Below are 18,506 nucleotides of genomic sequence, written 5' to 3'. Positions count from 1 at the left end.
TATGTTTGAGAATATCATTCTAATCTTAGATGCAACGCTACGTGTATCGGCGCCGCTAATCTTAGCTGCACTGGCCGGACTTTTCTCTGAGCGCTCAGGCATCGTTAACATCGCGCTAGAAGGCAAGATGTTATCTGCGGCCTTTGCTGCAGCGGCAACGGCTTCTATAACAGGCTCTGTTTGGCTTGGTCTGCTAGCGGGCATAGGTGTTTCAGTGATGCTGTCGTTAGTGCATGGTTTTGCGACCATTACCCACCGCGGCGACCAAATCGTTTCTGGTGTAGCCATCAACATGCTAGCGGTTGGCTTAACCGTTACCTTGGGTCGTTTCTGGTTCGGTTTAGGTGGGCAAACGCCAGCGCTAACTGATGATTCACGCTTTACTGCTATCACCTTACCGTTTGCAGACGCATTAGCCGATGTACCGGTTATTGGCATGGTTTATAGTCAGCTAATATCAGGTCATAACTTCTTAGTGTACCTGTCGTTGTTTGCGGTACCAGCCGTTTACTGGGTCGTTTATAAAACCCGTTTTGGTCTGCGATTACGTGCAGCTGGTGAAAACCCACATGCGGTAGATACAGCGGGTATCTCAGTTGCGTGGATCCGTTATCGCGCATTGATTATTGCCGGTGTATTAGCGGGTATGGCAGGGGCTTACTTATCGACTGCACACAGCGCAGGCTTTGTACCTAACATGAGTGCGGGTAAAGGCTTTATCGCCTTAGCGGCACTGATTTTCGGTAAGTGGAAGCCTGTACCAGTATTGTTTGGCTGTCTACTGTTTGGTTTCTTAGACGCGATTGCAATTCGTCTGCAAGGTGTTGAGTTACCGCTAGTTGGCGAAATTCCAGTACAAGCGATTGAGGTGTTACCTTATATCCTGACGGTATTGCTACTAGCGGGCTTTATTGGCCGCGCAGTAGGACCAAAGGCGATTGGTAAACCATATGTGAAATCACGTTAGGTTTCGCTAATAACGCACTTTTCGATTGAGATTAAAGAGTTTACTTGAGCCGATATTTGTAATGTTTGGCTCAGTAAACTCTTTTGTTTTCTAGCCCAAAACTAGGGCTTAGTAGGTGTTTCCTGTGAGTGTGGTTTGTATTGATGCTTCATCGTTATCAATCGCCTCCAGCGAGGGATGTGCAGACACTGCTGCGAGACGCTGTAAATATATCCCTATACGCTCTGCGGTTTCATCCCTGAAACCGAAGCCCGCAGCCGTATCTACACCTGGTAATTGGTGTACTCATTAGATCGTAGTTGTTTGGTGTCTAATTCAAGTCAACAGTGTTTCTATACAGTTGTATCGCAGAAACGAGAAGTTTATTGCTCACTTTGTTATGAGTGATGTGCATGTGCGCTTTTACCCAAGATGTATTGGATACAATTCTCGGTTATGTTATTTAATATATTGTTATTAATATAATTTTAAGAAACAATGCTATGCGCGTTTTCCCTGCAGGTATCGACAAAACGCGCGAGTGTCATATTAAAATGTTAAGAGCCTGAGTTAATAAGGAAGTTATGAGTACAAAAATCAACCTCACATTAATTGTCTATGGGCTAGCTTTATTCTCAGGAATTTCTTATCTGTGGGGATTTTGGATAAAGTTTGATATCAATATCCTTTCATATGTAGCTTTAACTGAGATTGTAAAAGCTTCTGTTTATCCAGCTCTCCCTGCTATAGGCATCCTTGCTGCTTATTCAGCAATGGATGGAGTCAATTCTATGTCAAAAAAGCCGCATGATGAGTACATGGAGGCTGGGGGCATCTTCAAAGGTTTTACTTATTTGCTTAAGTTCTACTGTGTTTCAATGATTTTATTTAGCTTAGGCAGCTCGGCTTATACTGCAATGACAGAAACTGGGTACATGCGGTTAAGAGGGCTTTATCCATTGCTGTCTCTGATCTTGTTTTTATACATCATCTTCAGTAATAAATATTTACTAAAACTACCGGTAAATTTAAGGGTCTTTGTTGTTTCAATATTTTGCTTCTTACCTACAGTGTCATTCGATAAAGGGTATGCAAATGGCGAAGTGGCAATGGATCACAAATCACTAGGTTATTATGTGGTTAGCAATGGTTACTGCTCATCAGCAAGCGAAGAAAAATTTAGGTACATAGGTGTTTTAGGTAGTAGGCTATTTAGCCTATCTTCAAAGGACAATAGCATCTGCATTTCAAAATCCGAAGATTTCAAATTAATAAGCTACAATGAACCAGCTCCTAATAAGCAGCTCAACAAGGACGTAGCAAAAAACGCTGGGCCTGTTAACTGAGCATTAGTAGATATGTGGTGCCAGTAAACATTTTAATACCTAGTCTGACGTTTCTAATTAAGCCTAGAGAAAACACCCAATCCCCATCGAAGTTGCCGAAGGACGGTGAGGAAATAACCGTAATGCCCACACGGATGTGGGCATAGCTTTCGCGGGACAGGATGTCCCATCGGAAGCGTTAGGTTATTTTGAATAAGTGCGAGGAAAACAACTTCGTCGGGGCGGCAGGGGTGATGCAAGAGGGGATTGCTGTTGATCCCCTCTTGCCCGTGTGTGAGCTGGAAGCTCACGACTTTAGTTGTTAGACGCAGTCTAACTTAAAAGTCAGGCGTAGCCTGATAACAACAAGCTCCCTGCGCCAAAAAGTTCGGCGCAAAAAAAAGCACAACCCTAACTATCATAGGATTGTGCTTTTCTTTTAGATTTTCTTTTCCGGCTTTTACCGTCTTGGCCGACACCGACTAAGCTTTCACGGCTCCTGTCGTCTCAGCCTTGCCTAGGACCTATCTCAACCCCTAGAACCTATAAAGAAGGCTCTTCACTGTAATCCTGAGCATGATACTCAAGACACGCATCCACTTCATTGGCAGAGCCAAGAATAACCGCTACACGTTGGTGGATTTCAGTTGGCTGAATATCCATAATGGTTTCATAGCCAGTTGACGCTTTACCGCCTGCTTGCTCAACCAAGAATGCCATTGGGTTAGCTTCGTACATTAAACGTAACTTGTATGGCTTCTCTGGGTTCTTGTTGTCTGTTGGGTAAGTGAAGATACCGCCGCGGCAAAGTACGCGGTGTACGTCGCCCACCATGGCGGCAATCCAGCGCATGTTGAATGACTTTTCACGTGGGCCAATCTTACCTAGCAATAAATCGCTGATGTAAGTCTGCATTGGCGCTTCCCAGAAGCGTTGGTTTGACATATTAATCGCAAACTCGCCTGTGTCTTTGCTAATCGCCATCGCGTCGTTGGTTAGCAAGAACTCGTTAGTCTCAGGATTTAGAGTAAATAGCTGTACGCCTTGACCAGTCGTTAATGCCAACATGGTTGATGGGCCATATAGCACATAACCCGCTGCCACTTGGTTACGACCTGCTTGTAAGAAACTTTTTTCTGTTAGCTCGCCTGCAGGTGCTGGTAATACTGAGAAGATAGTACCCACTAGTGAGTTAATGTCGATGTTAGATGAACCGTCTAGTGGGTCAAAACATACTAGGAACTCGCCGTTAGCATCGGCTTCTACCACGTAGTCTTCTTCTTCCGATGCGATACCACGCACTGTGCCGTCGGCCTTTAGGGCATCTTTGAGCATATCATTGGTGATGATATCGAGTTTCTTCTGAGTCTCGCCTTGAACGTTTTCTTGTTCTGTTGCGCCTAATACGCCTGCTAGTGCGCCGTGGCGTACTGCGTGGCTAATCTCTTTAGAGGTGTTAGCTAGGGTAAGGATAAGTTTTTCAAGAGTAGGAGAAATTGCTTGTGATGTCAGGTTTTCAGCCAGAGTTTGCATCTTGTTTCCTATACAATTTTACGTGAGTAAATTGAGTTTGAGGTCAGGACAAAAGTGTATTCTTTATTATTGTGGCGATGATACCTCAGTGCGCTAGTTTTTTCAGCCGTAAAGATTGGCTTTCTGCTTGATTGCTCTCAAGTAGGACTAAAGCAGGGTTTGAGTGCATAGTTTTTGTTTTGCTAATGATTAAGGCACAATGTAGGCGAATTTTCAGTCTAACTGTCAATTAGGAACGACTGAATAAGATTTCGCGATTAATCCAGGGAATAATAATGAAAAAGAATTGGATGAGTTTACTGCTAGCCTCTTTGCCTTTGGTGCTGAGCTCTACAGCAACTGCTCAAGCATCATCACTCCCCGGTGGCACCGAGCCACTCACTATCGAGCGTATGTACGCATCTCCTGCGCTTGCTGGCAGCAGCCCACGCGGGCTAAAGCTGTCACCAGATGGTAAGCGTGTTACCTATCTTGCTGGACGCAAAGACAATCAACATTTGTATGACTTGTGGCAGATGGATGTGGCAAGTGGTAAGCAAAGCCTGCTAATTGATGCTGATAAGCTTGAAGCGGGTGAATTGTCTGACGAAGAAAAGGCGCGCCGTGAGCGTCAGCGTATTTATGGTCAGGGGATCATGGAATACTTTTGGTCTGACGATGGTGAGGCGATTTTAATTCCCGCTGCGGGCTTGCTGTACTACTACTCGGTCAATGACAACAAGGTAAAACTGCTTGAAACGGGTGTGGGCTTTGCGACTGATGCGAGACTCTCGCCTAAAGGGCATTTTGTGTCGTTTGTGCGTGAGCAAAACTTGTATGTGTTGGACTTAAAAACGCAAAAGATCACCGCGCTGACTACCGATGGCGGCGGCGCGATTAAAAATGCCATGGCCGAATTTGTAGCTCAAGAAGAGATGGGCAGAATGACGGGTTACTGGTGGGCGCCGGATGAGTCGGCGATAGCCTATACTCGCATCGATGAATCGGGCGTGGAATTGGTTACCCGCAATGAAATTTATGCCGACGGAATTAAGCTGACCGAGCAGCGTTATCCCTACGCTGGCGAGAATAACGTCAAGGTCGAGCTTGGCGTAGTGACCCTTAAAGATAAACGAGTCGCTTGGGTGGGTTTAGGTAAAGATACCGATATCTACTTGCCGCGAGTTAAGTGGCTGCCTGATAGTAAGCATTTGTCATATCAGTGGCAGAGCCGAGATCAGCAAGCGCTAGACTTACGTGTTGTGGCAATTGATGATATTAAAAACGATAAAGACTTGGTGCAAGAGCGCAGCAAAGCTTGGATAAATCTTAATGACGATTTGCACTTTTTAAAGCAGCAAAAGGCATTTATCTGGGCGTCAGAGCGCGATGGCTTTAATCACCTGTATTTGATTGGCTTAGATGGCAAGGTTATTCGCCAGCTTACCTCAGGTGATTGGGCGGTAGATGCGGTTGAATATATCGATGAAAAGGCGGGCGAAGTTTACTTCATCGGTCGTAAAACCAAAGTCACTGAGAAGCAGCTTTATAAAGTTGCATTGGCTGGTGGCAAGGTTGAAAACATTAGCCAGCGTAGCGGCATGCACTCAACGGTATTTGCCGACAACAAACCGGTATATCTAGATTACTTCAGTAGTTTGTCACAACCACCACAGGTGAGCTTGCATGATCAAAATGGCGAGCGTTTAGCTTGGGTTGAGCAAAATGAGGTAAAGAAAGGTCATCCACTTTATGACTACTTTGGCTTATGGCAGCTACCTGAGTTTGGTGAACTAAAGGCTGAAGACGGCCAAATGCTGCAATATCGCATGTTCAAGCCTACTAACTTTGATGCTAATAAGCAGTATCCAGTTGTGGTACGCGTCTATGGCGGCCCACATGCGCAGCTGGTGGTTAACAGCTGGAGTCATCAAGACTACTTTACTCAGCACCTTTTGCAGCAAGGCTACATCGTTTATCAGCTAGATAATCGCGGCTCAGCTCATCGCGGCACCAAGTTTGAGTATGTAATTTACAAGCAGCTTGGTGAAATTGAGGTAAATGACCAAAAGGCTGGAGTGGATTACCTGCGCACCTTACCTTATGTCGATTCTAACAACATCGCCATCTATGGTCACAGCTATGGCGGCTATATGGCACTAATGAGCATCTTTAAAGCGCCAGACTATTTTAAGGCGGCGATTTCAGGTGCACCAGTATCAGACTGGTCGCTTTATGACACTCACTATACCGAGCGTTATATGGGTAACCCTAACACCAATGCCAAAGGTTACGAGGCAAGCAGTGTACTGCCGTATGTCGGCGGTTATCAGTCTGGATTGCTGATGTATCACGGTATGGCAGATGATAACGTGTTGTTTGAAAACAGTACCCGTGTTTACAAAGCACTGCAGGATGAAGGTAAATTGTTTCAGATGATAGATTATCCTGGTTCGAAGCACTCAATGCGTGGCGAGAAGGTGAGAATACATTTATATCGCTCACTAGCAGACTTTTTAAATAGAGAGCTTAAGCAGCAATAACCCAAAGGCTAGTGTGATATCAATCAGGCGTTGGTACTGTTAATTGTGATTTATATAAAGCAATTAGTAGACCACGCCTTTTTTATTAAGGTTAATTTGAAATTAAATATCATTAATAGCAATGGAGCAGGCTCGAATCGAGATCTGTATATATTTACTGGCAGGAGCTGAGCTATAGCGCAGAGTTAATACTTATTCTCTACCACCTATTACTTTATGATTACTCGCTTGAATGGAATAGCATTACTCAATGGCAGACAGTTAAGTTTCTTGCAGAGTAAATTTCACTACTATTTAAGTTTATACTCTAATTTAAGCGCCATTTAATATGCATGTTCGCTCAAGGTGTCTAATTGCAGACATAAAAAAAGCCAGTCAATTGACTGGCTTTTTATTTATATGTACTGCAGGCAGTGCATATAACGGGGCTTAGAATTAATCTTCTAAGCTACCGCAAAAACGGTAACCTTCACCGTGGATTGTTGCGATGATTTCTGGCGTATCAGGCAAGCTTTCGAAGTGCTTACGGATACGACGGATTGTTACGTCAACAGTACGGACATGTGGCTTAAGCTCACGGCCAGTCATCTTCATTAGAAGGTCTGCGCGGCTTAGGATTTTACCTGGGTTTTCAACAAAGTGAAGCATCGCGCGGAATTCGCTGCGTGGTAGCTTGTATGACTCACCTTGTGGGCTAACTAGAGAGCGGCTGTTGATTTCAAGGCTCCAACCGTTGAAACGGTAGAACTCAACTGCACTTTTCTCTTCTGAATCAGTACCAGTGCTATTAACGCGAGTTAATAGGTTACGAGCACGGATAGTCAATTCACGTGGGTTGAATGGCTTAGTGATATAGTCATCAGCACCAATTTCAAGACCCAAGATCTTATCAACTTCGTTATCACGGCCTGTTAGGAAGATTAGACCGATATTATTTATTTCACGAAGTTCACGAGCGAGTAAAAGACCGTTCTTACCTGGTAAGTTAATATCCATAACCACCAAGTTAACTTTGTTGTCTTGCATAGCCTTATGCATTTCAGCGCCGTCATTGGCTTCAGTTACCACATATCCTTCTGCTTCAAAAATACTTCTAAGTGTGTTTCTTCTTACTGCTTCATCTTCAACAATCAGAATGTGCGGGTTTTGCATATTAATTACCTAATTTCTGTCAATTCTAACCATGAGTATAAAAAGTTTATACTCCATCTAGTTATGCTGATAATTCACTGATACACGTAGGTGCTTTCAAATTTGGTTTGAAACAGCAACACACTGCATGCGCTAGCAAAGTATGGGTATCTCACATATGGAAAACGTGAACTGCTTAAACTTTGATTAACAATAGTAGAAAAAGTTTCCTTAGCTACCGTTTTATATGAAGTTTAAATGTTAAATCAAACATAGTTCACATTTGATACAGTTGTGTGGATTACGCTTCTGTCTGTTTCTCGTATGTGTAACAAAATGTTTTCGTTACATGTATCAGGGTGAGCTAATCAACAAGCGCTATTGTACTCGTTTTAGGCATTTGTTAACAAATGAAATGTTAACAAAATTCCTCGACGATATGATTTAGATCACTATTTAATTTCTATCTGATTGATTTTATTTGTTTTGGCTATAATGTTAATTGTGATTAATGTCACGCTACTGGGAAGGGCTAACGAGTTTGCTATAATAATTACACCTAAATTGGAGAAATTGTTAGCAATGAGCAACTCAGTAGATAGCCTTTGGCACTATTATCAACAAACCGAATTCCTGTTTTCTCAAACATTATCTGCTCAATTATCCTTCGCAATTATCACCGCATACAACCCAAAAGGAGAGGTTCTCTCCCCCTGTCAAAATGGCCTTCTAGACCGAAAACTGCAGCATGAAATACAGCAACTGGGCCTACCTTACCGATCTATGGTCGGTGCTTCTCAAGATAGAAGGCATATGGAGAAGAGTTGGGCGGTCTCTACCGATAAGGCATCGGCGATACAGCTTGGCCGCTTGTTTAATCAAAATGCCATCTATTATGTTGAAGGTGACCGTTTGCAGTTAGTTCCCTGTTTAATGCCAAGGGAAGAAGCCTTTCTCGGTGCGTTCTCGCCACGAGTGCGCAGGGTGATAGAGTTGCCTGATATTGAGTAAAATTAAATCATCTTAGATTTCCGTTGACTTAATTGGCTATTTTTTGATATTTTTTAACCTGTTATTTTGTATACAAAGCAACGGATGCTGTCATACAAATAACTACAGAAGAGGAGCGCTAACTAGGTAGTAAGTTGGAGGGGGCCAAACCCCAAAGATGGCTTATGAGGGAGATTAGCGCCGAGATATTCATAGCCGTTTGGTCGGGCTTGAATGTTGGTTGTTCAGGCTGAATCCTGTCGATTGTCACCTATGTTTTTTTGGTGGAGAGCTTCTGGTGACGATCGCTGTTTCTCCATTCTATGGGGCGCATATCATAGCACCAGGCTCTTCGAACGAAGTTAGTTCGGAGCTTATTCATGTTAGTTAATAAAAATACCCATTCTCGTCAATGTCAGCCGTGTCTATTTTGCGTGGAGGCTGCATTATGTCTATAGAATCAATTGTTCGCTTAAATGTTGCCAAGTTCGGTGGAACCTCTGTTGCCGATTATGACGCTATGCAGCGCTGCGCCGATATCATTATTGCTAATCCGCAAACTCGGGTGGTGGTGGTGAGTGCTTCGAGTGGGGTGACCAACCAGCTCGTCGCGTTGACTCAGGCCGAAACCAGCGTTGAAGAGTCTAAGGCTCTGATCAAGAAAATTGCTTCGATTCAATATCAAATCCTCGATAAGCTGGGGAACCCAAGCGATGTAGCGGCCAAAATTGATGGCATTCTTAGCCATATCTCGACTCTAAGTGAGCGCTTAAAGCTGACTCGCAGTAAGGCGGTGATGGATGAGATTTTATCTCAAGGTGAGATGTGTTCTTCAGTATTCTTTGCCGCGGTACTGCGAGAAAAAGGCGCTAGCGCATTGGCATTTGATGTGCGCCAAGTGCTTAGAACAGACAGCCATCATGGACGCGCCGAGCCGCAGATTGACATTATTGCCGAGTTGGCTAAGCAGCATTTAGAGCCTTTATTATGCGATCAAGTTATCGTAACTCAAGGGTTTGTGGGCGCAGATAGTGAAGGGCACACCACAACTCTTGGCCGCGGTGGCAGCGACTACTCAGCAGCACTGTTAGCTGAAGCACTGCAAGCCGATGCGGTTGAGATCTGGACCGATGTTGCCGGGATCTATACTACCGACCCTCGTCTGGCTCCTAACGCTCGACCTATCCCAGAAATAAGCTTTAACGAAGCGGCCGAGATGGCAACGTTTGGCGCTAAGGTGCTGCATCCGGCAACCATTTTACCGGCAGTGAGGCAGAAGATTCAGGTTTTTGTTGGCTCAAGTTGGGCACCGGAGCAAGGTGGAACTTGGATCCGTCATCAGGTTAAAAGTGAGCCTGTCTACCGCGCCGTTGCAGTGCGCCGAGACCAAACTCTATTAAATCTTCATAGCCTGCAGATGCTTCATGCTCAAGGTTTCCTTGCCGAAACGTTCGCAACACTGGCACGACATAAGATAAGTGTCGACTTGATCACCACATCTGAGGTGAACGTGGCACTGACACTCGACAAAACAGGCTCAGACTCGAGTGGCCAAGGTTTGTTGAGTGAGGCGCTGCTGCAAGAGCTATCGCAGCATTGCCGAGTTAGAGTCGAAGACGGTTTAGCGCTTGTTGCTGTGATTGGTAACAATATTGCGTCAACAGCTGGTGTGTGTCGCCGAGTGTTTGAAGTGCTTGAAACCTACAATGTTCGTATGATCTGCCAAGGAGCTAGCCCGCACAACTTATGTATTTTGGTGGACGAAGCAGAGGCGGCTAACGTTATTGGTGCCTTACATGAAAACTTGTTTGAAGCCTAGTTAACAGTCGACGCGAACAGGAAATAGAGTCTTTTATGAAATTTACCCAATCGAACCTGAGAGTAGGCGAGTTGGCTACGGGACAGGAACTGAGCGTTCCTGTTTACCGGATCCCAGCACAAGATCTCGACGCGCCAAGCGTGTTTATTCAAGCTAATGTTCATGGCGCAGAGGTGCAGGGCAACGCGGTGATTTTTCAGTTAATGAAGCAACTGGAAAAGCTGGATGTTAAGGGCGAAGTCACTTTACTGCCCTTGGCTAATCCTTTAGGGATTAATCAAAAAAGCGGTGAGTTTACCCTTGGCCGTTTTGACCCTATCACTGGGGTTAACTGGAACCGGGAATATCTGGATCATAAACTTGATGTAGCCAGTTGGTATCAAGAGCATGCGCATCTAGATGATAAGGCACTGATCCAGGCATATCGTTTGTTGTTGATTAAGTCATGTCATTCTCACTTAAATAGTGAGTGGGGAGTGACTACGGGTAAACGCCTCGCGGTAACGCTGCAGACCATGGCTCACGAGGCTGATATTGTTATCGATCTGCATACCGGGCCTAAGTCGTGTAAGCATATGTATTGTCCTGAATACGATGTGGCGTCGGCCTCTTTATTCTCGATTCCTTTTAGTCTGGTGATCCCCAATGATTTTGGCGGCGCCATGGATGAAGCGGCATTTTGCCCTTGGTGGCAACTGACACAATATGTGCAATCTCAGGGGCGCGATTTTAAGGTTCCGGTAGCGGCATTTACCTTGGAGTTAGCCAGCCAGGAGCGTATCGATATGGATGATGCGCTAATTGATGCTAAGGGGATTTTGGCTTATTTAAGCCATCGTGGTGTGGTTACAGATAAGGTTGCACCTGTCGAAATGGCTAGATATGGCTGCTACCTAAAAGATTATAAGAAGTTTCATGCGCCAACGGCCGGGCTTGTCGAGTACAAGGCTGAGCTAGGTGAACCACTCAAAGCTGGAATGCCACTGGCGAACATCTTAAGGCTAGATTTGTATGGATCAGATAAGGAGTTAACAAGCCTGAGTCTTGAGCAAGACTGCGTGCCGATTTTGCATTTTGCTTCGGCATCTGTGTATCAAGGAACTGAGCTTTATAAGGTGATGACCAATCTTTTTGAGTTGTAGGCGACGATTGCCGATAATGCTTGATAGGATAAAAAAGGCTAACTGATGTTAGCCTTTTTTAGTTGAGAGTTTAGTTCGTTATTTTTTAAAAGATTATGGCTTAACCGCGCGTACGATAGGATTTTGTAGACTGATTAGGGTTTCGGTCGACTGGATCTCATCGATAGATTGAATACGATTGATCAATACATGCTGCAGTCCATCAATCGATTGGCACATGACTTTTACAAACACGCTGTAGTTACCTGTGGTGTAGTAGGCCTCAACGACCTCTTCTAATTCGTTGAGTTTAGAGATGGCGGCAGGGTAGTCACCGGCACTCTTCAAATTAATACCAATAAAACAGCAGACATCGTAACCTAAAGCCTTAGGGTTTACGGTAATTTGCGCCCCGGTGATGATCCCCGCCTGTTTCATTTTCTCAACGCGCACATGTATGGTGCCTGCGCTTACGCCGAAGCGTTTGGCTAATTCTGCGAAGGGGGTTCTGGCTTCTTTCATCAATGCCGATAAGATTTGATTATCGAGCGAGTCTCTTTGAAATGGGACTTCCATAATAAATAGGTCAATTGCTTATTAGTTAGCTAACTAATTTACGTATTTTTTGATGAATATACTACTGATTTATCAAAGAAGTGCTGCAGGTAACACATCTTCCATTTTACATAGGCTTAGTATTAGCGCCAATAACTGACCATGGTTGTTGGCGCCATGCTTGGAAGCAATATCAATTCGTTAGAGAGAACTGATGATGAAAGCGACTACTGTTCTCCCTCTGCTTCCATAAAGGGGGCGTCACAGCTAAAAGTTATTGGCTCTTTAGTGTAAGGATGGGTGATCGTCAGCGATTGTGCATGTAGCAGTAATCGAGGTGCGAGTCGCTTGGCTAACGGGTCGGCGTAGAAGTTATCACCTAAAATAGGATGGCCTAGCGCCATCATATGTACTCGCAGCTGATGAGAGCGGCCGGTGATCGGCGTTAGCTTCACTAAGGTTGAGCGTTTGCCATAACTGATCACGTCATAATGAGTCAGTGAAGCCTTGCCTATCTTATGATCCACTTTCTGTTTTGGACGGTTTGGCCAGTCACAAATAAGCGGTAGGTTAACCGTACCCTGGCTCTCTTTGACATGCCCAGCAACCCTTGCATAGTAGGTCTTTTGGGTTTCTCTTTCTCTGAATTGACGCTTAAGCTCTGACTCGGCGCTGCGCAGCAAGGCTACAACTATGACGCCAGAGGTCGCCATATCTAGGCGGTGGACGATTTTTGCATTTGGAAATTCGGCCAATACTCGAGTGTAAGTACTGTCAGCATGGGCTGGATCTCGCCCCGGAACAGATAACAGACCCGATGGCTTATTAACAACCATAATGTCTTTGTCTTGATGTAAGACTTCAAGCCAAGGCGTTGTAGGAGGGGAGTAGACGAAATCAGTCATGATTGAACCTTATTAAAAATGCGCGGCAAAGATACCTCTTAGGCCGTTCTTCATGCAAGCAGATTCGAGATAATCCATAACAACTTGTCTGTATCGAACACAAAAGACTATGAGAAGCCTTCTCCGTTAACGTGCATGATGGCAAAGGTCCAAACTACAAATGCTAGCGCACAGTGGATCAAGGCATAAAAAGATTGGTCTAGGCGGCCCATGCTTCTGGCATCCCAGATCAGGTAGAGATGTAGCAAGATAATGATGGGGAAAAGGGCTAATAACGGGTATAGGCTTAATACGCTGGCATCACCAAACACTAAGCGGCTGAGCAGAGCCCAAACAACCATAAACCCAGTGATCATAGGTGGCATCGCAATGCGATACTGTTCAGGGTATGGGAACATGCAGGCCTCCGTTGCTTGCAATTTTTTCTCGATGGATATTATTCCTAAGGCTTTTGAGCAATAAGCTGTGCCTTATAGCTAGCCTTGGGTAATTCTCCGAATAGATCTTCAGCGTACTGGAGAGTGTGCCAATTGGCAAATATTGCTCGTAATTCATCCGCTTTGAGTAAGAAGTTGGGATTTTTCGGCCGACCTATTTGTGCTTGCTGCTCGGTAAAGGTCTCATAAATAATCAGCCCTCCGGGCTTGATACAATTGATGATTTGCTCGAAGAGAGGGCGGTGCAGGTAGTTAAAAACCAGTACGATATCGTACTGCTCGGCGGGGAGCTTCGGCGCGCTGCCATCTTCGAGATCCCACTCGAGTAACTCGATACTGCTATCGTCTGCGGTGACATCTAAGCCAGCTAGATTGCGGTCTAGGTAGCTTACATGACAGCCTCTGTCGCTAAACCATTGGCCATTGCGACCGCTACCACAGGCTAGATCGAGTACCTTACAAGCGGGTGTTAGGTATTGAGTGAGTGCTGAATACTGAGTAATAAGCGCTGCGCTGTTAGCCTTTAACTTCTTTTCTTCCACCAATTCTGCGTCCATGTACTATTGAAAAGTGTCTTAGCCCAGCCGGGCCATGAGATACGACTACTGATAATAACACGATAGCGATCAGCAGCTCAGGCTTGTATGTGGCAAAGGGGATAAATAAACCGAGTAAGCCGAGCTTTACCAAGGTTAATACGCCCTTTAGTTGGATTAGCCAGCGCCAGTCACGCACGATTTCCCAAGCCATCATGGCTGCGCCTGTCGCCATGGCCATGATCCAGTAGACTAGCCATTGCTCTTGAGGAACGTGCAGTAAAATGCCACCGCCAGCTCCTGTGATCCCCAAAATATGCAAAGCGCGTAGGGCGGTCTTAGAAAGCCGTTGGACCATAAATTGTTTTTCGGTGAGTTCTTTTCTGGCCATATTTAAGGAGTCTTGAGCTACTAGGTTGGCGTAAATCTTATCAGGAAATGACCATTTGAAAAGCGTTGAGAGATCACAAGCTCAGCTTTATGGACAGTTTTGATTATTCTGAAGGCAATATTACTGGCTATACAGTAAATTTGTGAAGCAGATATCAATACCTATTTATAGATAGTGGTAGGCTAGTGAGCAGTAGCTTACTCCTTGCTATTATTGATATTTTCATGCTCAGTCAATAATTGCGTCGGTCTGAATGGCGGAGATAATTTATCCTTAACTCCCTAGCAAAGCCTTCAGAATAAGCTGGAAAGCGAGCTGTCAGGAGCTCGCTTTTTCTTTGCCTGTAATTTCTTGCCACATGCAATCATTCAAAGCTCAAGTCTCAAGTCTCAAGTCTCAAGCCTCAAGCCTAATCCTAACCTCATGCTTAATTGAAAATATATCACTCACAGCCGTCACAGCTCGGTACCGATTGCAGAAAAGCAGCAAGATAAGCCTTATTTGTATTCTGTAATTTAGTCGTTATTTTGGGAGGGAAATTGTGTCAAAAGCTATATCAATAGCAACTCAATATCCCTGAGTTAAACGGCAAAAAATAACCCCAAGATGACTACTTTCTAATAGCGATTGGTATACACTGTTCAAGTTTCCCTCCTCATTTAGATAAGGTTTCTACAATGAAAATAGGCTTCTTTAGCGCTAAACATTACGACACACAATATTTTGATCGCACCAATGCCGCATTCAGCGCCAAGATAGAATACTTCGATTATCGCCTTTGCATGCAAACGGTTAAGTTAGCTGAAGGCTTTGAAATAGTGTGCGCCTTCGTCAATGACTCACTGTGCGAAGAGGTGTTGGTAGAGCTAGCACAAGGTGGAACCAAGATTATTGCTATGCGCTGTGCAGGTTTTAATAATGTCGATCTAGAAGCTGCCGAGCGTTTAGGTATGAAGGTGGTCAATGTGCCAGCCTATTCACCTGAGTCTGTTGCCGAGCACACCGTGGCTCTGATGCTGACCCTCAACCGTAAAATTCATAAAGCGTATCAGCGCACCCGAGATGCCAACTTCTCATTAGAGGGCTTAGTCGGCTTTAACATGCATGGCCGCACGGTTGGCGTGATAGGTACGGGTAAGATTGGTCTAGCGACTATCAAGGTGCTGCAAGGCTTTGGTTGCAAAGTCGTAGCTCACGACCCATACCCGAGCCAAGCCGTTATCGATTTAGGTATTGAGTACTTATCGCTCGAGCAACTTTACCCCATCTGCGATGTGATTAGCCTGCATTGCCCATTAACCCAAGATAATCATCATTTACTCAGTGAGAACAGTTTTAGCCAAATGAAACCCGGCGTGATGGTGATTAACACTAGTCGTGGCGGTCTGCTAAACGCCCTCGATGCGATGGAAGCACTAAAATCGGGTCAGCTAGGTTCACTGGGCTTAGATGTTTACGAGAATGAGAAAGAGCTTTTCTTCGAAGATAAGTCGAGCGAGATCATTCAAGACGATGTGTTTAGACGTCTGTCGGCATGCCATAACGTGATTTTTACAGGCCATCAGGCATTCTTAACCGAAGAAGCTTTGAGCGCGATTGCTTATACGACACTTACCAACGTGACTCAACTATTGGCTGGAGAGCATTGCCCTAACGAGCTGTATTAACCTCATGTCACTTGTCGCTTTCTGCATTGCGGTAAGCGACAAATTGCCAGCATCTAAGGAAAGAGAGCCGATGATCATTACTCAAGAAGTTCATGATATTTCTACCGCCACAGGTACTATGCGAACCTATCTATACCGCCCCGACTCTGAAGGGCAGTTCGCGACTATTATTTTCTACTCTGAGATTTTTCAGCAAACGGCACCAATCGCTCGGGCGGCTGCGATTTTAGCAGGCCATGGCTTTGTCGTTCTGGTGCCTGAGGTGTTTCATGAATTAAACCCTATCGGCACTGTGCTTGAGTACGATGATATTGGTAAAGATAAGGGTAACGCAGATAAGTTTGCTAAGCCGCTTGAGCACCATGACAGCGACACCGAGGCGCTGGTGGATTTTGCTCGTAGCTTAAGTTTTTGCACCAGTAATATTGGTAGCATGGGTGTGTGTATTGGTGGTCATTTGGCCTATCGCGCCGCACTTAACCCTGATATTCAAGCAGCTTTCTGTTTATATCCAACCGATATCCATTCTAATACGCTACCTTGCAACAAAGGCAACGACTCCTTGAGCCGCACCGGCGATATAGCAGCCGAGTTAGTACTGGTGTTTGGTAAGCAAGACCCTCATGTTTCTAGTGAAGGGCGTAAAGCTATCTATAACAAACTTGAAGCCACTGAGCGCAAGTTTAATTGGTTAGAGGTGAATGCTCAGCATGCCTTTATGCGAGATGGAAGTGATAGGTATGACCCAGCGCTTGCTATTCAAATGTATCAGCAGGCGGTGGCATTTTTTCAGAGAACCTTAAAGTAGTTTTTACTGGTTTCAGCAGCAAAAGGGGCGAGTCATTACTGACTCGCCCCTTTTTCATTTTGTTCAAACTCGATATTAACCTTGCTGGTAAGCAGCTAGCTCTGCAGTGCTAACACGTGCAATAAAGGCATTATCTAGGTAGAAATCAACATGGTCGTTATCTTTAACGCCTGACATCACTTGCTGGCTGCCGTCTTCGTAAACAAGCGTCATCGCTAAAGTGTTTTCATCAGTCGCAACCATAGAAGCACTAGTCAACTTGATGTTTTTTAGCGGAGCAGTAGTTAGGTCGCCATCAATGTGCTTGTTTACTTTGAAAATAGCTTCAACTGGCATATCAACAACAGCAGGTGAACGGCCTGTGATTGGGTTAGTACCAGTCCAGAACTCGATGCTGTTAAGGATAAATAGATCGCCTGTTGCCGCGAAACCATAAATAGGGCTCATAAGAATGAATAGGCCAGCACGACCGTAACGGTTGTCTACTGCACTTAGGTTAGCTTTAGTTACCATGGCACTTAGGCCCATTTGGCCCATACAGCCGGTAAGTTGAGTGCTTAGGATTGCAGTTAGCGCGACTGCTGAAATTGTCTTTTTCATGGATATTTTCAAGTGATTTTAGAATTGCGCAGATTGTATGTATCGACAAAAAAGGAAATGAGAGCCAGGTCGCAACTCTGGGTTGGGAACTTGTTTTATTTGTGGTGGCATTGGTGGTGTTTGTTTGCTTGGTGTGGTGCTTGTATTTATATCTGGTTTGCTGCTGCTTTTTATCGGTAGCTGTGTGTAAATTGTTGTGGCGGGCAGGTAGCCATCTATGCGAGTGTTTTTAACCGCAGCATTTTATTGAAGCGGGTTTTTTCACGTTGTTTGAGTATAATAGCGCCTCAATTGTCGGAGCGCTCATGTCAGATTTTCAAACTTTACACCAAACCCAAGATGAATATGGTCCACTTATCGTACTCGAAGATAAGGAAACAAGGATCCTCGCCTTCGGCGAAAATGATGAGCAGAGTAAATTACTCAAAGCTACGCCACATATTCCACAGCACACCTATGTGCAAGCCATGTTATTAGTGCTGCTCTATAGCCAACCTAAGAGCGCTATCGTACTCGGTCTCGGCGGCGGCGGATTGATCCACGCGCTGCGTCACTTCGATGCCGGGATAAAACTCACCGCAGTTGAATTACGTGCCGATGTAATTGAGCTGGCTAAACGTTACTTTCAGTTGCCGCTAAGTAAAAAGCTTAAGGTGATTAATCAAGATGCGAAGCAGTTTCTTGAGTCTGGCGATCATAAGCGTGTTGATGTAATTTTTGCCGATATCTATAGCGCCGATGGCGTTGATGCGGCGCAAGTGTCTGAGACCTTTATTGCTCAATGCGCCGCTTTGATTAAGGCCGATGGCTATCTAGTATTGAACTGCTGGAAAGAGCACAGCCAGAACCGTGAATTACTCGGCTACCTTAATACGCATTTCGTCGAGGTTCGCGCCTGCCTTACAGGCAGTGGTAACTGGGTAGTGTTTGCGGGCAAGGCCAAGCGCGAGATCAGTGCCAGTGGTTTAAAAACTAAAGCTCAGGCTTTGTCGCAGCAACTTGATTTCCAGCTCGGTAGATCGCTGACGCGCTTCGATGTTTGGGAGTAGTTCTAGGCTAAAAGCTTTAGTTACAACTAAATAACTCTCTGTAAAGTTAAGCATTAATTACTTTTATCCCGCTGATGCTGTCAGTGTTAGCGGGCGTAGACTGTCATTGTTAATCGATTTTTCCTTCATTCGCAGCTAAAAGCAGAATTTTTCCTCTATTTTCCCCTGCAT

Annotated in this window: 17 protein-coding genes and 1 riboswitch; of the genes, 9 read left to right on the top strand and 8 right to left on the bottom strand. The window is 44.9% G+C overall.

All coding sequences use genetic code 11. The features are described 5' to 3' along the window. The first annotated feature begins 1 nt into the window (after position 1). Together K5Q73_RS02520 and K5Q73_RS02515 are read left to right on the top strand one after the other, a co-directional pair. Positions 2-967 carry an ABC transporter permease gene (locus K5Q73_RS02520; RefSeq protein WP_220759098.1) on the top strand — a complete coding sequence of 322 codons (966 nt, stop codon included), beginning with the start codon at positions 2-4 and terminating at the stop codon, positions 965-967. A 563-nt stretch (positions 968-1,530) separates the two neighbouring features. Continuing rightward, entirely contained in the window at positions 1,531-2,292 is a 762-nt protein-coding gene (locus K5Q73_RS02515) for a hypothetical protein (RefSeq protein ID WP_220759099.1), read from the top strand. A gap of 522 nt (positions 2,293-2,814) precedes the next feature. Here the strand turns inward: K5Q73_RS02515 and K5Q73_RS02510 are convergent. Then, positions 2,815-3,804, bottom strand: coding sequence for a class 1 fructose-bisphosphatase (locus K5Q73_RS02510; RefSeq protein WP_220759100.1), 990 nt, complete (start codon positions 3,802-3,804; stop codon positions 2,815-2,817). 275 nt (positions 3,805-4,079) lie between these two features. Between K5Q73_RS02510 and K5Q73_RS02505 the strand changes: the two genes are divergently transcribed. Then, positions 4,080-6,326 (top strand): S9 family peptidase, encoded by a 2,247-nt coding sequence (locus K5Q73_RS02505; RefSeq protein ID WP_220759101.1) that lies wholly within the window; start codon positions 4,080-4,082, stop codon positions 6,324-6,326. A 435-nt stretch (positions 6,327-6,761) separates the two neighbouring features. Here the strand turns inward: K5Q73_RS02505 and arcA are convergent, their stop codons facing one another. Continuing rightward, complete coding sequence (gene arcA / locus K5Q73_RS02500; protein WP_220766125.1) at positions 6,762-7,478, bottom strand: two-component system response regulator ArcA; 717 nt, start codon at positions 7,476-7,478, stop codon at positions 6,762-6,764. Between the two features lie 561 nt (positions 7,479-8,039). Here arcA and K5Q73_RS02495 point away from each other — a divergent pair. From K5Q73_RS02495 to K5Q73_RS02485, 3 genes are all read left to right on the top strand, one after another. Then, positions 8,040-8,468, top strand: coding sequence for a DUF3293 domain-containing protein (locus tag K5Q73_RS02495; RefSeq protein ID WP_220759103.1), 429 nt, complete (start codon positions 8,040-8,042; stop codon positions 8,466-8,468). Between the two features lie 100 nt (positions 8,469-8,568). After that, positions 8,569-8,750, top strand: a riboswitch (Lysine riboswitch). 145 nt (positions 8,751-8,895) lie between these two features. Continuing rightward, positions 8,896-10,266: a lysine-sensitive aspartokinase 3 gene (gene lysC, locus K5Q73_RS02490; RefSeq protein ID WP_220759104.1), complete on the top strand. Its 1,371-nt coding sequence runs from the start codon at positions 8,896-8,898 to the stop codon at positions 10,264-10,266. 35 nt (positions 10,267-10,301) lie between these two features. Then, positions 10,302-11,408: a succinylglutamate desuccinylase/aspartoacylase family protein gene (locus K5Q73_RS02485; RefSeq protein ID WP_220759105.1), complete on the top strand. Its 1,107-nt coding sequence runs from the start codon at positions 10,302-10,304 to the stop codon at positions 11,406-11,408. 93 nt (positions 11,409-11,501) lie between these two features. Here the strand turns inward: K5Q73_RS02485 and asnC are convergent, their stop codons facing one another. The 5 genes from asnC to K5Q73_RS02460 all read right to left on the bottom strand — a co-directional run bounded on the left by asnC (position 11,502) and on the right by K5Q73_RS02460 (position 14,211). Then, positions 11,502-11,963, bottom strand: a complete 462-nt coding sequence (gene asnC, locus K5Q73_RS02480; protein WP_012154000.1) for a transcriptional regulator AsnC — start codon at positions 11,961-11,963, stop codon at positions 11,502-11,504. A gap of 206 nt (positions 11,964-12,169) precedes the next feature. Continuing rightward, positions 12,170-12,847, bottom strand: a complete 678-nt coding sequence (gene rluA, locus K5Q73_RS02475) for a bifunctional tRNA pseudouridine(32) synthase/23S rRNA pseudouridine(746) synthase RluA (RefSeq protein WP_220759106.1) — start codon at positions 12,845-12,847, stop codon at positions 12,170-12,172. 107 nt (positions 12,848-12,954) lie between these two features. Next, positions 12,955-13,245: a hypothetical protein gene (locus K5Q73_RS02470; protein ID WP_220759107.1), complete on the bottom strand. Its 291-nt coding sequence runs from the start codon at positions 13,243-13,245 to the stop codon at positions 12,955-12,957. Positions 13,246-13,289: 44 nt separating this feature from the next. Further along, positions 13,290-13,841 carry a methyltransferase domain-containing protein gene (locus tag K5Q73_RS02465; protein WP_220759108.1) on the bottom strand — a complete coding sequence of 184 codons (552 nt, stop codon included), beginning with the start codon at positions 13,839-13,841 and terminating at the stop codon, positions 13,290-13,292. Then, positions 13,801-14,211, bottom strand: a complete 411-nt coding sequence (locus K5Q73_RS02460; RefSeq protein WP_220759109.1) for a hypothetical protein — start codon at positions 14,209-14,211, stop codon at positions 13,801-13,803. Before K5Q73_RS02460 ends, K5Q73_RS02465 begins: the two co-directional genes overlap by 41 nt. Positions 14,212-14,888: 677 nt before the next feature. Here K5Q73_RS02460 and K5Q73_RS02455 point away from each other — a divergent pair. Then, positions 14,889-15,878, top strand: a complete 990-nt coding sequence (locus K5Q73_RS02455) for a 2-hydroxyacid dehydrogenase (protein WP_220759110.1) — start codon at positions 14,889-14,891, stop codon at positions 15,876-15,878. A 70-nt stretch (positions 15,879-15,948) separates the two neighbouring features. Beyond that, complete coding sequence (locus tag K5Q73_RS02450) at positions 15,949-16,686, top strand: dienelactone hydrolase family protein (RefSeq protein WP_220759194.1); 738 nt, start codon at positions 15,949-15,951, stop codon at positions 16,684-16,686. Between the two features lie 75 nt (positions 16,687-16,761). Here K5Q73_RS02450 and K5Q73_RS02445 read toward each other — a convergent pair whose 3' ends face one another. Further along, positions 16,762-17,286 (bottom strand): DUF3332 domain-containing protein, encoded by a 525-nt coding sequence (locus K5Q73_RS02445; protein ID WP_220759111.1) that lies wholly within the window; start codon positions 17,284-17,286, stop codon positions 16,762-16,764. A 305-nt stretch (positions 17,287-17,591) separates the two neighbouring features. On the opposite strand from K5Q73_RS02445, the gene K5Q73_RS02440 reads away from it, so the two are divergent. Next, positions 17,592-18,335, top strand: coding sequence for a spermidine synthase (locus K5Q73_RS02440; protein WP_220759112.1), 744 nt, complete (start codon positions 17,592-17,594; stop codon positions 18,333-18,335). Positions 18,336-18,506 lie beyond the last annotated feature (171 nt).

Origin of the sequence: Shewanella sp. MBTL60-112-B2 (assembly GCF_019655055.1) — a bacterium.
GTDB lineage: Bacteria > Pseudomonadota > Gammaproteobacteria > Enterobacterales > Shewanellaceae > Shewanella.
The sequence above is the reverse complement of the archived record's forward strand: the minus strand, read 5'-3'. Positions and strand labels throughout refer to the sequence as shown.

Excerpts from the sequence above, each read along its gene's own strand:
- K5Q73_RS02520 (WP_220759098.1), top strand. The coding sequence starts at position 2 with ATGTTTGAGAATATCATTCTAATCTTAGATGCAACGCTACGTGTATCG.
- K5Q73_RS02515 (WP_220759099.1), top strand. The coding sequence starts at position 1,531 with ATGAGTACAAAAATCAACCTCACATTAATTGTCTATGGGCTAGCTTTA.
- K5Q73_RS02510 (WP_220759100.1), bottom strand. The coding sequence starts at position 3,804 with ATGCAAACTCTGGCTGAAAACCTGACATCACAAGCAATTTCTCCTACT.
- K5Q73_RS02505 (WP_220759101.1), top strand. The coding sequence starts at position 4,080 with ATGAAAAAGAATTGGATGAGTTTACTGCTAGCCTCTTTGCCTTTGGTG.
- arcA (WP_220766125.1), bottom strand. The coding sequence starts at position 7,478 with ATGCAAAACCCGCACATTCTGATTGTTGAAGATGAAGCAGTAAGAAGA.
- K5Q73_RS02495 (WP_220759103.1), top strand. The coding sequence starts at position 8,040 with ATGAGCAACTCAGTAGATAGCCTTTGGCACTATTATCAACAAACCGAA.
- lysC (WP_220759104.1), top strand. The coding sequence starts at position 8,896 with ATGTCTATAGAATCAATTGTTCGCTTAAATGTTGCCAAGTTCGGTGGA.
- K5Q73_RS02485 (WP_220759105.1), top strand. The coding sequence starts at position 10,302 with ATGAAATTTACCCAATCGAACCTGAGAGTAGGCGAGTTGGCTACGGGA.
- asnC (WP_012154000.1), bottom strand. The coding sequence starts at position 11,963 with ATGGAAGTCCCATTTCAAAGAGACTCGCTCGATAATCAAATCTTATCG.
- rluA (WP_220759106.1), bottom strand. The coding sequence starts at position 12,847 with ATGACTGATTTCGTCTACTCCCCTCCTACAACGCCTTGGCTTGAAGTC.
- K5Q73_RS02470 (WP_220759107.1), bottom strand. The coding sequence starts at position 13,245 with ATGTTCCCATACCCTGAACAGTATCGCATTGCGATGCCACCTATGATC.
- K5Q73_RS02465 (WP_220759108.1), bottom strand. The coding sequence starts at position 13,841 with ATGGACGCAGAATTGGTGGAAGAAAAGAAGTTAAAGGCTAACAGCGCA.
- K5Q73_RS02460 (WP_220759109.1), bottom strand. The coding sequence starts at position 14,211 with ATGGCCAGAAAAGAACTCACCGAAAAACAATTTATGGTCCAACGGCTT.
- K5Q73_RS02455 (WP_220759110.1), top strand. The coding sequence starts at position 14,889 with ATGAAAATAGGCTTCTTTAGCGCTAAACATTACGACACACAATATTTT.
- K5Q73_RS02450 (WP_220759194.1), top strand. The coding sequence starts at position 15,949 with ATGATCATTACTCAAGAAGTTCATGATATTTCTACCGCCACAGGTACT.
- K5Q73_RS02445 (WP_220759111.1), bottom strand. The coding sequence starts at position 17,286 with ATGAAAAAGACAATTTCAGCAGTCGCGCTAACTGCAATCCTAAGCACT.
- K5Q73_RS02440 (WP_220759112.1), top strand. The coding sequence starts at position 17,592 with ATGTCAGATTTTCAAACTTTACACCAAACCCAAGATGAATATGGTCCA.